The following is a 13,386-nucleotide window of genomic DNA, read 5'->3' on the forward strand; positions in this document are numbered from 1 at the left end:
TTATTGTTGTTGAAAATATTGTTTTACCAGCTTATCATAAGTAGGCATAGCGTGATAATGCCATTTATTAATGATAGTACCGTTTTTAAGCAATAAAACTCCTGGATTAGCGCGCACCATACTTTTAAGCGGAACGCCGTCGGCATAAAAGATCTCGCTCATTACTTTATGCGCTTTGGCAAAAGCATTTGCACTTTGTGCCGAGTTTGACGTAAGCAATATAGTGCGTATGTTATAGTTTTCGGTAGCGTTTATGGCCAGCGCATTTAAGCGGTTTATAGCTTCGCCATCGGTTTTGTCAAGATCGTAGGCTACGATGACCAGGCTGTAAAAAGGATTGGAGAGTAACTCTTTAGTATAATCATTGCCCTGCCCGTCCTGTATGGAAAGGTCGCGTATTTTAGGTTCAAAACCTTTTTTGATCAGGCGGCTTTCCGGGTTACCTACAACTTCCCAGTTGGCATCCTTCCAGATATTGGTTTTAAGATATTCCTTATCGCTCATGATCTTGGTTTCGCCTGTCTTTTTGTTTTTGAGGGTATAGGTAACTTCAAATACATCAAGTGGTGCGCCCGGTGGCGTTTTCATTTCATCCAATATATTGGCGCCTATTTTATAAGGTAAAAAATCAATAACAGGCATAAAGTTATACGTATAAATACCAAACCCTACGGATACAATGGCGGCACCGATCAGCCATTTATCGCCAGTTTTAGGCTTAAACAAAGGTTTTATTTTTGTGCGATTAATAAACAATGCCAATACCAACACCAGTAAAACCATGTCCTTACTGAACGATTGCCAAGGTGTTAGTGGAATGGCATCGCCAAAACAACCACAGGTTTGCACCACCTTAAAAAAGGCTGAGTAAAAAGTTAAGAAACCAAAAAAGATAATGAGCAGCAATAATCCCCAGGTAACCTTTACTGCACGTACACCTATAAGTAAAGCAAAACCCAAAAGCATTTCAAGAGCACATAACAAAATGGCAATACTCAGGGCAAAGCCATTTAAAAACATCAGGTGGAAAACCTCAAAATATTCTTCCAGTTTATAGGAAAAACCCAATGGGTCATTAGCCTTGATCAGGCCCGAAAAAATAAATAGCAGGCCAACCGCTATCCTGCAAAACCAAATGAGGCTGTTTTTCATTTATTAGTTTATTATACTCCAAGTTTAATTAAAGCGAATACTGAGTAGTTCAGCATGTCCTGGTAATTGGCCTTTACCCCTTCTGATGCTTCGGTAAGGCCCAGGTTATCCTCAATTTGTTTAACGCGCAGCAGCTTCATTAATATTAGGTCGGTTAATGAACTGATGCGCATATCGCGCCAGGCTTCGCCATAGTCATGATTTTTGGCAAACATTAACTCTTTAGTTTCCAATACCTTTTCATCAAATAACCTTTCCACATGGTCGGGTGCAAGTTCTACAGGAGTATCTGAAGTGCAATCCAACTGCATCATGGCTATAACGCAGTAGTTTACTATCCCAATATACTCGCCTGTAATATCCTCACCTACTTTTGATATTTTCTTTTCTTCAAGTGTACGTATGCGCTGGGCCTTAATAAATATCTGATCGGTGATGGATTGCGGGCGCAATATGCGCCAGGCGGTTCCGTAATCGCGAGTCTTTTTCATGAAAAGGCCCTTACATATGTTAATAACTGCGTCGTATTCTGCGGATGTGTTAGCCAAATGCTGAAATGTTTTAATGTTTAAACGTTTAAATGTTGGGCTGCGCCAATGTTGCAAAGTTAATTTAACTTTACAACATTTAAACTTTGCAACACTAAAACTGACTTGGCTAAAGATACATTTTTTCATAAAAAGGTTACCCTAAATGCAGGTGGTAAACTTATCGACATATCTTCTCCAAAAGTTATGGGGATCATTAACATTACTCCTGACTCATTTTATGCCGGTAGCCGCAAACCCGGTGTTGATGAAGCCTTGCAGCAAGCCGCAAAAATGTTGGTCGAAGGGGCCACTTTTTTAGATATCGGGGCATATTCATCGCGCCCCGGCGCCACTGATATTTCCGTTGCCGAAGAAACCGACCGCTTACTGCCCGTTGTGGAGGCCATCGCATCCGCTTTTCCTGATGCAATACAGTCTATTGATACCTTTCGCGCGCAAGTTGCCGAAACGGCCATCAAAGCCGGCGCGCATATTATTAATGACATATCCGGCGGGCAGTTGGATGAGGATATGTTTGCTACTGTAGCCCGCCTGCAGGTGCCTTATATAGTAATGCACATGAAAGGCAACCCGCAGAATATGAACCAGCTGGCGCAGTATGATGATGTATTTACAGAAGTGCTTGATTATTTTGTATCCCGATATCAGCAACTAAAGCAACTGGGTGTTCATGATGTTATTATTGATCCCGGCTTTGGCTTTGCCAAGAAGCCCGAACATGGCTATGCGCTCATGAATCGCCTGCAGGAGTTTGATATACTCGGGCTACCTATGTTGGTGGGTATATCCCGCAAAAAAATGATCTACAGTTTGCTGGGTGGTACCGCTGCCGAAGCGCTGAATGGAACCACGGTTTTAAATACTATAAGCCTGATGAAGGGCGCTAATATTTTAAGGGCGCATGACGTGAAAGAGGCAGTTGAGGCGGTGAAGATATGGGAAGCTGTTAAAGGTAACTCGGTTTACTGAAGCTTTTTTAAATATTTATAACTGCTACCATCCTTAAGGAGTACTTTTTTATTCCAAAACGTATCATCATCTAAGGTATTGTTTGAATAATCCCATTTGGTTAATGTGCCTAACGTTTTAGTAATAACATTGTCTGTGTAATCGCCTTTCTTTAAAACATTAGGTTTAACCAATTGCCATTCATATATTTCATTGGTTTTAGGCAGCAACACAAAATATCTTACCGATATTCCGCCATTTTCATCTGTAATTGATATGGGATTAAGCACAACATGTTTATCCTTTGGATATATGAGGTTGTAGTCGCTTAGTGTATATCTTTTGATGTGGTTAAGTTTTAATTTAACCTGCTTATCATAGAATGGGAAAAGATAATTCTTTTTCACATCATCACGAAAACTGTTATCCTCCGTTTCCTTTTCTTTTTTTAGCTCGTCAGCCACCAGTGTATATAAGCCTATATAATCCCGGTTTTCCAACTCATCACTGGCCCACATATTCTTATATTTTTCCCAGTTGGGGTCTTTTCGCTTGTCGGTTATCTTTTCAAATAGCTTACCTTCCCAAAATTCCAGACCTGGTTCGGCTGTGTCGTCCTTAAAAAAGCCCCATTCTTGTAAATTATTCAAATAGTCAATTTTGCCTCCATTTAAGCTGGCAGCATCAAAGTAGGTTACCTCTGATTTTGCATAGTACCACTTGTTCTCATATAATATTCCCTTAACTATGTAAGCGTAAGTTTGAGGTTTTTGATCCAGATAACCTGGCTCATGAATGTTTTTTGACGTTATAACTTTAACATTCTGATCCTGTTTATCACCCAGTAAGGTTTTAGCATCTTTTTTGTCAATAGTTTTGATAAAAAACGCAACGAATTTTGAACTGTCGCTATTATAAAAACACTGATACAGATCTGCCAGGTTAATTTCCTTGTCCGTAATGGAGATTACTTTTTTTATTAAAGCAGCCTCAACAGTTTGGGGGTAAATAGTTGTTTCAATAAATGCCGCTCTTTTCTCTGCCAACTCTTTTTCATTAATTAAAGTAGCATTGTGTGATGCTATTTGAAAAAGCACATCGGGCATGGCTGCTGCCATAGCGTTATTTATCGTGCAACCAATAGAGCCCTGTTCGCAAGAAAATTCAAATCCGGGGTTATTCCAATTGCCCTGGTACTCCTTATCAACAAGCAATTTGTTGGCTTTCAATTCATATAATTGTAGTTGCAGTCTGCACCAAGTTTGGCCATTTTGCTTATAAAAAGAAATTTTAGGTAAGTTTAGTATATATGGTGTTTGCTGTTCTTTGGCCAGCTTTTGCAAATCCATTAAATTGTCTTTTGACTTTTCGTCTCTCAGTAAAACCAGGCAATTAGTAAACCGCTCATAAAAACGATAGGTGAGATATTGTTGAGATAAAAAAGAAACCTGTTTGAAAATATCCATGTGCTGAAGAAAACTGATGCTACTTTGTTGCATCAGTTTGATATTCTCAGGTTGAACATTACTCCCAGCCTTTGGATCAGCCAATGATGCCTCAGCCTGTAGAGCCATCTTAGTTAATTCTGCATTCTTTGCGTCAATTTCTGTTTGGAGACTTGGGTCAAAATTATGATCGCCAGGGGCTAATATTAATAATTGAGGCTCATAAGCAGTCTGGGCTACAGATGGTAAACAGGTGTGTATGGATAGTAATAATATAAAGGCGATCTTTTTCATTGATAAGGTTTATCGGTTGAATATAATTTGAATATATTTAGTTTCCCAATTTTTACTAAGCTTAACATGAAAAAAATACTCCTTTTAAACCTCATCATAATCTTATCAATGAATGCCTTTGCTCAGCAAACAGACCAGGATGCCATAAAACAAACGGTTAACAAAATGTTTGACGCCATGCGCAAGGGCGACAGTACTTTGCTGCGGTCGACTTTTGCTAAAGGTATTGCCTTTCAGGGGGTAGCCAATAAAAAGGATGGCTCGGTAGCCCTTGAAACCGAAAACGCGGATGATTTTATAAAAGCGGTAGGCACACCGCATAAAGGCGTATGGGACGAACGGGTAACCTTTAAAGATATTAAAATTGACGGCCCACTGGCCAGCGTTTGGGCGCCATACAAATTTTACTTAGACGATAAATTCAGCCATTGCGGAGTTGATGTTTTCCAGCTGATGAAAACTAAGGATGGCTGGAAGATCATTTATATAGTTGATACCCGCCGTAAAGATAATTGCCCGGAGTAATGATACTTACAAAACCCCCAGCTTTACCATACCATAAAACAAGCCGGCGCAATGCATGGCCTGTACCACTTTATTTTCAAGCAGCAGTTGTTTTACTTCGGGGATGGTGTATTCTTCAACAATTAGTTCCTCATGATCATCAAGTGCTTGCTCCTGAACTTTTTTGCCACCTTTAGCCAGATAGGTAAGAGTTTGGTTATTGGCCGTAGACGGATTGCCGTAAACGGTGCAAAGCAGCTCAAAATCGTCAAACTGGTAACCGGTTTCTTCCAGCAGTTCGCGGCGCAGGCCTTCTACCGGCGATTCATTCCCATCAATCACCCCGCCAGGAATTTCCAGTGATATGATTCCAGCGGCATGACGATATTGTTTAACCATGAGTACTTTATTGTCTTCGGTTATAGCAACTGCATTAACCCAGTTGCTGTATTCTAAAACGTAGTAATCATCAACAATGCGACCGTTGGGCATTTCGCATTTATCGACACGGAGGGTAGCCCAGGGGCCTTTATGTATATAGTGGGATGAAAGTAATTTCCAGGTGAGATCTTTAGACATAGTTGTTTTGTAGAAATTGATAGATGGAATTTCGTTTATTGATGTTTTCGAACGATGAGCGGTGGTGTTTTTGCTCTAACCAGTCAAAAATGAGTAACACCTTTTGCAATGCCAACAGGGTTTCGGGACTCGGGTTAAATGGCTCGTAATACATGTATAATAGCTGCGCCAGAGCCTCAAGCTTATCAGGGTGATAGTTTTGCTTTTCCAATAAGAGCTCAAACTCATCAGTAGTTAGTTCAAGCAGTTCCTGTAGTTTAATATCAAACTCATTCTCCAGCATGGTATCTGCCAGCTTAATAAATTCGTCAGGCTTGGCTTCTGCTTTAAGGCCCGCCAGGCGGGCCATCATGAGCGTAATTTTTTCTAACTCGTTTAATATATAATCTTTAAACATGGGGCTTGGAATTAGGGTCTGAATTTACTACCAGCTGCCGCTTGATCCACCGCCGCCGCCACTGCCACCGCCAAAACCTCCAAAACCGCCGCCACCACTGTTGCCCCCTCCTGAGAAACCGCCCCAGTCAGAACCGCTGCTCCTGCCGCTTCCGCCAAGCAAACTGCCTGCTAAAAACCACCAGAACGGACTTGCACCCCCTCTGCGGCCAATGATCTGCCGACCGCCGCCGCCACCACCACGGTTACGGAATACGACGATAAGGATAACTACTATAATAATGATTAGTATAAGTGCACTGCCACCGCTTTTGCCCGATTTTTGTTCTTTTTTCTCGGCCTTATATTCGCCTTTTGTGTATTTTATGATGTTGTTGGTAGCGGCGTCCAAACCGCCATAATAATCGCCCTGCTTAAAGTGGGGTTTCATATCACGCTGAATTATTTCCTGGGTTATAATATCGGGCAAAGCACCTTCGGCCCCATAACCAGTTTGGATAGACATTTTACGGTCGCCCATGGCCACCAACACTAAAATGCCATTGTTTTTATCTTTTTGCCCAATTCCCCATTTACGTAATAACGCTACTCCGTAAGCATTAATGTCATAACTGCCTACCGATTTAAGGATCACCACAGCAATTTGAGTAGAGGTAGAATCATTAAAAGCAACCAGTTTATTTTCCAAACGCTGCTTATCGTCGGCAGATAGGGTGTTGGTATAATCTGTAACCAGCGTAGTTGACCGCTCTGGAAAATCCTGCGCAAATGCTATAAAAGTGCAAAGCAACAGGCTAAAGAACAATATGATTTTTTTGAACATAAGTTTAAAGATTAATTGCCATCCATAAAGGAGATATCATCTGGCAATTCATTGTTATCATCCTGTGCGTGCGGGAAATATTTTTGCAGCTGCTCTCCGGCAATTTTTAAACCGGTAACAATACCCTCCACAATATCGCCATACTTAAAATGCTTCAGCATTTCTTCTTTGGTGTCATCCCAAAAATTAGCCGGAACCACCTGATTTATGCCTGCATCACCTATAATAGCAAATTTACGGTCTACCGTAGCTACATATATCAATACGCCATGGCGCAGTGTAGTTTTATGCATATTAAGCTGAAAGAAATATTTGGCCGCGCGGTCAAGTACATCTTCGCTGCATTTTTTTTCAATACACACGCGAATCTCGCCCGAACTGCGGTTCTCAGCCTCTTCAATGGCTCCGCGAATCCGCTGCTGCTCTTCTTCGTTAAATACTGCCATAGTTATGATTTCACTGATTTTTAAAAGATTACACCGATTGCTTCTGTAATTGCTTTGATACTCACTGATTATATTATAATCAGCGTAATCATCTCAACAATCGGTGAAATCAATGATAATTAAAATTGAACTTTAGGCGCTTTGTCAGATCCGGGTTCGGCAGTGAAGTAGCCCTTTTCGCTAAAGCCAAACATTTTAGCAGTTATATTGGCCGGGAACGAACGGATCTTGGTATTGAATTCCTGTACAGCGGTATTAAAATCCTGCCGGGACACCTGTATGCGGTTTTCGGTTCCTTCAATTTGGGCTTGCAAACCCAGGAAGTTTTCGTTGGTCTTTAAGTTAGGATAGTTTTCGGTTACTGCCAGCAACCTGCCCAATGCCGAGCTTAATTCGCCCTGTGCAGCCTGAAAAGCTTTGATTGACTCTGGGGTTAATTTGGTAGGGTCAACCTGAACGGCTGTTGCTTTAGCACGGGCTTCAACAACTGCAGTAAGCGTACTTTTTTCGAAATTAGCAGCGCCCTTAACTGTATTTACCAGATTAGGTATCAGATCGCTGCGGCGTTGATACTGGCTTTGAACGGCCGCCCATTTGGTTTTTACGTTTTCGTCCATTTTAACCATGCTGTTATAACTGCATGAGCTTAATGTCATGGCCGCCGTTATAATTAATATTACTGATAATAGCTTTTTCATTTAATTATGCTTTTTTGAGATGTGTTTTTCATTTAGATTACAAAACGCGTACCGTTGTTACAATTAGTAATTGTTATGACAACATGTCAAGATACACATCTCTAAAGATAATTAAAACATTTGTCTGAACCATGATTTCTACGATTAAAGAACAATCAGGATCCTAATTAATAATAAAGCCGGAGATTAATTAGTATAAACTAATGATTTATTAGAAATTAAGGCAGGGTGTTTATAATAGGATAAGTTCAAGCAGAGGACGCTTGAACTGGCATAGGGTTGTTGAAAATTAAGGTAATCTCTTTTTTGCCTGAACCATTGTTCGGACAAAAAGGGGGCAGGGTAAGGTTTACCCTGCCAAACAATGTTGCTCACGCATGGTAAGCTGACTGATCATATCTTTTAATATATTGCGTGCCCTGTACAGAGTAGTGCGTGATAACAGTTCAGACATACCCAATGATGAACCAATTTCCTGGTGCGAGTAACCCTCAATGGCATACATATTAAATACGGAACGGTAAGTTTTAGGCAGCTTTTGTATCAGTTTCATCAGGTCCTTTGCTTCCAGCTCGTTATCGTTATATGATTTGCTCATAGGCATACTGCTTTCAGTAGCAAAATCATCAACCAAAACCATTGGCTTTAATTTACGATAGCGCGAAATTGCACAATGTACCATAATGCGGCGAATCCACCCTTCCAGGCTGCCATCGCCACGGTAATTGTTCATGTTCCTGAACATTTTTATAAAACCTTCCTGCAGTATATCCTGCGCTTCGTCTTTATCAGTTGCATAGCGCATGCAAACTGCCAGCATTTTTGGTGCTAATAATCTGTATAGTTGTTCCTGTTGCTTGCGGTCGTTTTGTAAACATCCTTCCCAAATGGTCATCAAGCGGTCTTCGGCGATATTCATCTTGTTGTTGTTATTTTTATAATGACCCTATGCCAATATAGATGCCATGTTGTAATGTATTGATAATTAGATGTTTGTAATTTTAAGACCACTTAAAACTGTTCGATAGCGGACGGTTGTTGTGCACTGGCGAACAGTTTGACCCAATCCGCCCTTCGGGGAGGGCTTTAAATATCAACTCGATTTAAGAATGTTTAAGTTGTGATTTTTCAAAAGTCTCCCCCCAAAGGGGGAGATTTAGAGGGGGTTTCCTACCTTTGCACAAATCCGGGATAAAAACCCGGCATTTAGTATGATAAAAGAAACAGAGATAGTATGCCCTCCCGGGCAACAGGAAGACGAAGTTGTTATAACGCGTTTAGCAGCGGCTTCGTTAAATATCCAGCCCCAAAATATTTCGGCAGTAAAAGTATTAAAGCGCTCTATTGACGCCCGCGGCCGTAAGGTGGTTTACCGTATGCAGATACAGGTATTTTTAGATCAGGCATTTCAGCCCGAAATATTTACGATAAATTATCCCGATGTACAGTTTGGCCGCCCGGTTATTATTGTGGGTGCAGGGCCTGCGGGAATATTTGCTGCACTTCAGTGTATCCAATCCGGATTAAAGCCGGTTATTATTGAGCGGGGCAAGGATGTAAAACAACGCCGTCGTGATCTGGCCAACATCAATAAACAGGGCCTTGTTAACCCCGAATCAAATTATTGCTTTGGCGAAGGCGGTGCCGGTACTTACTCCGACGGTAAATTATATACCCGATCAACCAAGCGTGGCGACGTGAACCAGGTATTGAAAATGTTTGTAGCCCATGGCGCATCTAAGGATATATTGATTGATGCCCGCCCGCATATCGGCACCAATAAACTACCACAGATCATTACCGCCATGCGCGAAACCATATTGAATGCCGGCGGCGAAATATTGTTTGATACAAAAGTTGCCGCCTTATTGGTGGAGTTGGGCAAAATAAAAGGTGTTAAACTGGCAAGTGGCGAAAAGTTAACATCAGATGTGGTGATATTAGCCACCGGCCACTCAGCAAGGGATGTTTTTGAGATGCTGCACCATCAGCATATATTGATCGAGGCTAAACCCTTTGCCTTAGGTGTACGGATTGAGCATCCGCAGGAAATTATTGACCGCGCACAGTACCACTGTGAATACCGCGGCCCCGATCTGCCGCCATCCTATTATAACCTGGTAGAGCAGGTGGACGACCGGGGAGTGTTCTCCTTTTGTATGTGCCCAGGCGGTATCATAGCTCCCTGCGCAACCGAGGCTAATGAAATTGTGGTGAACGGCTGGAGCCCGTCAAAACGAAATAATCCCTTTGCCAATTCGGGCACAGTGGTACAGATCAACATGGAAGATGTGGCAGGCGATGATAATGATCCGTTTAAAATGCTTCATTTTCAGCAGCAGATAGAACATGCAGCGTTTTTAGCTGGCGGAGGTAGCCTGGTAGCGCCCGGGCAGCGCATGGTTGATTTTGTGGAAGGCCGTTTATCAAATGACCTGCCGGTAAACTCCTACCTGCCGGGCACCAAAAGCACCGAACTTAAGGAAGTATTACCTTTATGGATCCATCGGCGGTTACAAAAAGCATTACCTGCATTCGGTAAAAAAATGAAGGGCTATTATACTAACGAGGCTATATTAGTAGGAGTGGAATCGCGCACATCGTCGCCGGTAAAAGTTCCGCGCGATAAAGAAACGCTGCAGCACCCGCAGGTTCAGGGTTTGTTTCCGTGTGGCGAAGGTGCGGGTTACGCGGGTGGCATTATTTCTGCTGCTATTGATGGTATTAACTGCGCATTGGCTACTTTAAAAATATTATCATGAGCATTTCAAAAGAACTTTCGCACCAATTAGAAAACATATTATCGGGCGATCCCTGGTATGGTTCGCCGGTTTATGACATTGTTGAAGGCATTAGCTTTGAAGCTGCCTATGAAAAGCCGCCCGGTTCAGTCCATAATATAGCTGAGATTGTTTTACACATGATTGCCTGGACAGAAGAAGTGATGGACAGGATGAACGGCTTAACCGCAGGAGTGCCGATCAGCGGCGACTGGCCCGAAACCGGCAGCCCCGAGGAACAAAAATGGCAGAATTATGTTGATGATTTGAAACTGGTTAATGTAAATTTGGTGGGCGTCATCCAAAACTTTCCCCCGGAACAATGGAGTGAAGCTATTAACGACGAAAGGAACCGCGAATTGGGAACCGGTGTAACTTATGAAGAGCTCATCAACGGACTGATACAGCACCATATATACCACTCGGCCCAGATCGCGCTATTAAACAGAATAATAAATGGCTGACAAAAAAACATTGGTATTAGGGGCCACCCCTGATACCAGCAGATACGCTTACCTGGCATCAAACAGGCTGGTGAGCAAAGGACATACCATAGTAAATGTGGGAATAAAAACAGGAGAAGTTGCAGGCGTACCCATCGAAAAGCCCGAAACCATCCATCATGATATTGATACGGTAACTTTATATGTTGGTCCGCAAAACCAACCATCCTTATATAATTATATATTAGATACCAAGCCCAAGCGAATCATATTTAATCCCGGAACGGAAAACTCCGAACTACGCCGTATGGCCAATGAAAAAGGTATCGAAACAGAATATGCCTGCACACTGGTGCTGTTATCAATAGGAGGTTATTAGGCCCCCCAACCCCCTAAAGGGGGAACTCTTGATTTGCAAATTATTCATATAGAGACACATGTAATGTGTCTCTATTTTTTGAACCCGATTTAAGGATGATTAGGGCCTTTAACTTTACAAGTACAAAAAATCCGGGTAATCCCTTAATCCCATAAATCATAGTTCAGACAAAAGTTCAGAAAATTCCCCCACGCTAATCAAAAGCTCCCCCTTCAGGGGGCTGGCGCCTGATTTATAATCCTGATCTCCTTCGGGTAATAATTATTAATACGATTAGGCAGTAGTTTGGCCCAACCCAGTGCATGACCTTCAAAGGTCATCAGGCTCCATCCCTTTTCTGTAGTGTTTATGTCGATGTTGTCGCGGCGCAGGTATTGTATAGCCTGGTCATGGTTAAGCGGGGTTTGTAAAACAACATCCTTATTAATAATAGTACTTAAAGCCAGTTCATGATCGGGTATCAGATCTTTTCCCATTAACTTACCTACACGTACTCCCGATTTTTTAAGGTATAGATGTCGCTGTAAAATATTCAGGCTTTCCTTGTGTTCGCGGTTAATGGCCAGCCAGTCGTCGTTCACTTTAAAATAATAAAAATTATCAGGATTGTTGATGTAGGTTTTCACCTGGTCAATTTCCTTGCTGCTAATTTTTTGTTGCATGTTGTTTTTAAAGGAGCCAAGTTCGCCGGTGTTGTCTCTCTTTTTAAGACAGGCGGCAAATAAGCCCTCGCCCTTTACCTGGCCCGGATAAAAACGGTATCCCCACGCTTTTTGCTGTGCCGATTCTGTTTCAACAATACCCCACTCCTTATATATAGGTATACGTATGCTTTCCAGGTCAAACTCCAGGCAAAGCCAATCCAATATATCCTCGTTTTCCTGGTGCGAATAAGAGCAGGTACTATATATAAGGTATCCATCCTGATTTAAGGCAGGCAGTATGTCTGCCAGTATGCGCTCCTGCCGCTGGTGGCAAAGTTCTACGTTGGCCTCAGACCATTCGTTCATGGCCTGTGGATCTTTCCTGAACATGCCCGAGCCCGAGCAGGGTGCATCAACCAGTATAATGTCAAAAAAACTTTTCAGCCGGCCTATGTCTTTTGGATCATTATTGCTTACAATAACGTTTGATTGCCCCCAGCGGCTCAGGTTATCAGTTAATACAGGTACCCGGGTTTTAATAATTTCATTGGCCACCAGCAAATCATCGGCTTCGATAGCTGAATTAAGGAGCGTGCTTTTGCCGCCGGGTGCTGCGCAAAGGTCAAGTACTTTTACCGGTTGCTGCTTGTTTTGCCTGATATGTTTAAGTATATGATCAATAAACATAGACGATGCTTCCTGTACATAATAACATCCGGCATGAAAAAGCGGGTCGAAAGTGAACGATGGACGGGTGTTTAAATAAAAACCATCGGCACACCAGGGCACTTGTTGATCTGTTTTCAGGGCCGAAAGCTTAAAAGGATTTAACCTTATAGAGGTAGGTGCATCTAAAAACTGATGGGCATTTATAAAATTTTGCTCATCAAATCCGTTTTCTGCGCTTAATGAAGCCATGAAGTTTTTGGGAAATGTGTAGTTGCTCATATACTTTTCAAATATACAAATAAGGTAAATGCTAATGTTTATAAGCAAAATAGGGTTGTTGCCGATGAATTTTGGGTTAGTTTTCAGGTAGTTGCAGAATTGTTTTAATTATTTGCAAATTTCTCTTGGTACGTAAGTAGTTTTCTCTGTACATTTGTGGCCGCTCAAGGAAAAAGGGCGTTGTTTTTTGAAGAATTAGCGAATAAAAAAAAGTTTAAAAAAGTGAAAATTTCACTTGACAAACAACAAAAAGATTCGCATCTTTGCAACCCGCAAGAAAGGAAGAAAAGAGGGGATTGAAAAGCGGGAAACGGGACTTAGAAAAATAAAAAAAATAAGTTTTGGAAATAAGAAAA

The 13,386-nt window shown here is 41.8% G+C and carries 15 protein-coding genes; 5 read left to right on the forward strand and 10 right to left on the reverse strand.

Annotated features, from left to right (window positions below):
• Complete coding sequence (locus M2273_RS30395) at window positions 1–1,152, reverse strand: BT_3928 family protein (RefSeq protein ID WP_429402110.1); 1,152 nt, start codon at window positions 1,150–1,152, stop codon at window positions 1–3.
• Window positions 1,153–1,163: 11 nt separating this feature from the next.
• The gene (locus M2273_RS30400; RefSeq protein WP_429402112.1) at window positions 1,164–1,643 is read right to left on the reverse strand and encodes a DUF1599 domain-containing protein; all 480 of its coding nucleotides are present in this window, start codon (window positions 1,641–1,643) and stop codon (window positions 1,164–1,166) included.
• A gap of 162 nt (window positions 1,644–1,805) precedes the next feature.
• Here M2273_RS30400 and folP point away from each other — a divergent pair, with 162 nt between their 5' ends.
• A complete protein-coding gene (gene folP, locus M2273_RS30405) occupies window positions 1,806–2,672 on the forward strand; it encodes a dihydropteroate synthase (protein WP_429402114.1) in 867 nt (288 codons plus the stop codon).
• On the opposite strand, the gene M2273_RS30410 is transcribed toward folP, so the two are convergent.
• Window positions 2,666–4,390 carry a hypothetical protein gene (locus M2273_RS30410; protein ID WP_429402116.1) on the reverse strand — a complete coding sequence of 575 codons (1,725 nt, stop codon included), beginning with the start codon at window positions 4,388–4,390 and terminating at the stop codon, window positions 2,666–2,668. The genes folP and M2273_RS30410 overlap by 7 nt on opposite strands.
• A gap of 66 nt (window positions 4,391–4,456) precedes the next feature.
• Between M2273_RS30410 and M2273_RS30415 the strand changes: the two genes are divergently transcribed.
• Entirely contained in the window at window positions 4,457–4,915 is a 459-nt protein-coding gene (locus M2273_RS30415) for a nuclear transport factor 2 family protein (protein ID WP_429402117.1), read from the forward strand.
• A 6-nt stretch (window positions 4,916–4,921) separates the two neighbouring features.
• Here the strand turns inward: M2273_RS30415 and M2273_RS30420 are convergent, their stop codons facing one another.
• From M2273_RS30420 to M2273_RS30445, 6 genes are all read right to left on the reverse strand, one after another.
• Window positions 4,922–5,473, reverse strand: coding sequence for an NUDIX hydrolase (locus tag M2273_RS30420; protein WP_429402119.1), 552 nt, complete (start codon window positions 5,471–5,473; stop codon window positions 4,922–4,924).
• Entirely contained in the window at window positions 5,466–5,870 is a 405-nt protein-coding gene (locus M2273_RS30425) for a hypothetical protein (protein WP_429402121.1), read from the reverse strand. The genes M2273_RS30420 and M2273_RS30425 overlap by 8 nt, the downstream gene beginning before the upstream one ends.
• A 27-nt stretch (window positions 5,871–5,897) precedes the next feature.
• Window positions 5,898–6,692 (reverse strand): TPM domain-containing protein, encoded by a 795-nt coding sequence (locus M2273_RS30430; protein WP_429402123.1) that lies wholly within the window; start codon window positions 6,690–6,692, stop codon window positions 5,898–5,900.
• Window positions 6,693–6,703: 11 nt separating this feature from the next.
• Window positions 6,704–7,138 carry a TPM domain-containing protein gene (locus tag M2273_RS30435; RefSeq protein ID WP_429402125.1) on the reverse strand — a complete coding sequence of 145 codons (435 nt, stop codon included), beginning with the start codon at window positions 7,136–7,138 and terminating at the stop codon, window positions 6,704–6,706.
• 119 nt (window positions 7,139–7,257) lie between these two features.
• Window positions 7,258–7,836 carry a LemA family protein gene (locus tag M2273_RS30440; protein ID WP_429402127.1) on the reverse strand — a complete coding sequence of 193 codons (579 nt, stop codon included), beginning with the start codon at window positions 7,834–7,836 and terminating at the stop codon, window positions 7,258–7,260.
• A 349-nt stretch (window positions 7,837–8,185) separates the two neighbouring features.
• The gene (locus M2273_RS30445) at window positions 8,186–8,755 is read right to left on the reverse strand and encodes an RNA polymerase sigma factor (protein ID WP_429402129.1); all 570 of its coding nucleotides are present in this window, start codon (window positions 8,753–8,755) and stop codon (window positions 8,186–8,188) included.
• 292 nt (window positions 8,756–9,047) lie between these two features.
• On the opposite strand from M2273_RS30445, the gene M2273_RS30450 reads away from it, so the two are divergent.
• From M2273_RS30450 to M2273_RS30460, 3 genes are read left to right on the forward strand one after another with little or no spacing between them, the layout of a single operon-like run.
• On the forward strand, window positions 9,048–10,598 hold the full coding sequence (locus M2273_RS30450; RefSeq protein ID WP_429402131.1) for an NAD(P)/FAD-dependent oxidoreductase: 1,551 nt from the start codon (window positions 9,048–9,050) through the stop codon (window positions 10,596–10,598).
• On the forward strand, window positions 10,595–11,080 hold the full coding sequence (locus M2273_RS30455) for a DinB family protein (protein WP_429402133.1): 486 nt from the start codon (window positions 10,595–10,597) through the stop codon (window positions 11,078–11,080). Before M2273_RS30450 ends, M2273_RS30455 begins: the two co-directional genes overlap by 4 nt.
• Window positions 11,073–11,438, forward strand: a complete 366-nt coding sequence (locus tag M2273_RS30460) for a CoA-binding protein (protein ID WP_429402135.1) — start codon at window positions 11,073–11,075, stop codon at window positions 11,436–11,438. Before M2273_RS30455 ends, M2273_RS30460 begins: the two co-directional genes overlap by 8 nt.
• A 212-nt stretch (window positions 11,439–11,650) precedes the next feature.
• Here the strand turns inward: M2273_RS30460 and M2273_RS30465 are convergent, their stop codons facing one another.
• Window positions 11,651–13,000 (reverse strand): methyltransferase RsmF C-terminal domain-like protein, encoded by a 1,350-nt coding sequence (locus M2273_RS30465; RefSeq protein WP_429402137.1) that lies wholly within the window; start codon window positions 12,998–13,000, stop codon window positions 11,651–11,653.
• Window positions 13,001–13,386 lie beyond the last annotated feature (386 nt).

The sequence above is a fragment of the Mucilaginibacter lappiensis genome (genome assembly GCF_050433765.1).
Classification (GTDB): Bacteria; Bacteroidota; Bacteroidia; order Sphingobacteriales; family Sphingobacteriaceae; genus Mucilaginibacter; species Mucilaginibacter lappiensis_A.

What these genes read in the sequence shown, in the direction of transcription:
- M2273_RS30420 (WP_429402119.1), bottom strand. Translation starts at nt 5,473, where the DNA reads ATGTCTAAAGATCTCACCTGGAAATTACTTTCATCCCACTATATACAT.
- M2273_RS30460 (WP_429402135.1), top strand. Translation starts at nt 11,073, where the DNA reads ATGGCTGACAAAAAAACATTGGTATTAGGGGCCACCCCTGATACCAGC.
- M2273_RS30440 (WP_429402127.1), bottom strand. Translation starts at nt 7,836, where the DNA reads ATGAAAAAGCTATTATCAGTAATATTAATTATAACGGCGGCCATGACA.
- M2273_RS30395 (WP_429402110.1), bottom strand. Translation starts at nt 1,152, where the DNA reads ATGAAAAACAGCCTCATTTGGTTTTGCAGGATAGCGGTTGGCCTGCTA.
- M2273_RS30410 (WP_429402116.1), bottom strand. Translation starts at nt 4,390, where the DNA reads ATGAAAAAGATCGCCTTTATATTATTACTATCCATACACACCTGTTTA.
- M2273_RS30445 (WP_429402129.1), bottom strand. Translation starts at nt 8,755, where the DNA reads ATGAATATCGCCGAAGACCGCTTGATGACCATTTGGGAAGGATGTTTA.
- M2273_RS30450 (WP_429402131.1), top strand. Translation starts at nt 9,048, where the DNA reads ATGATAAAAGAAACAGAGATAGTATGCCCTCCCGGGCAACAGGAAGAC.
- M2273_RS30415 (WP_429402117.1), top strand. Translation starts at nt 4,457, where the DNA reads ATGAAAAAAATACTCCTTTTAAACCTCATCATAATCTTATCAATGAAT.
- M2273_RS30465 (WP_429402137.1), bottom strand. Translation starts at nt 13,000, where the DNA reads ATGGCTTCATTAAGCGCAGAAAACGGATTTGATGAGCAAAATTTTATA.
- M2273_RS30455 (WP_429402133.1), top strand. Translation starts at nt 10,595, where the DNA reads ATGAGCATTTCAAAAGAACTTTCGCACCAATTAGAAAACATATTATCG.
- M2273_RS30430 (WP_429402123.1), bottom strand. Translation starts at nt 6,692, where the DNA reads ATGTTCAAAAAAATCATATTGTTCTTTAGCCTGTTGCTTTGCACTTTT.
- M2273_RS30400 (WP_429402112.1), bottom strand. Translation starts at nt 1,643, where the DNA reads ATGAAAAAGACTCGCGATTACGGAACCGCCTGGCGCATATTGCGCCCG.
- M2273_RS30425 (WP_429402121.1), bottom strand. Translation starts at nt 5,870, where the DNA reads ATGTTTAAAGATTATATATTAAACGAGTTAGAAAAAATTACGCTCATG.
- M2273_RS30435 (WP_429402125.1), bottom strand. Translation starts at nt 7,138, where the DNA reads ATGGCAGTATTTAACGAAGAAGAGCAGCAGCGGATTCGCGGAGCCATT.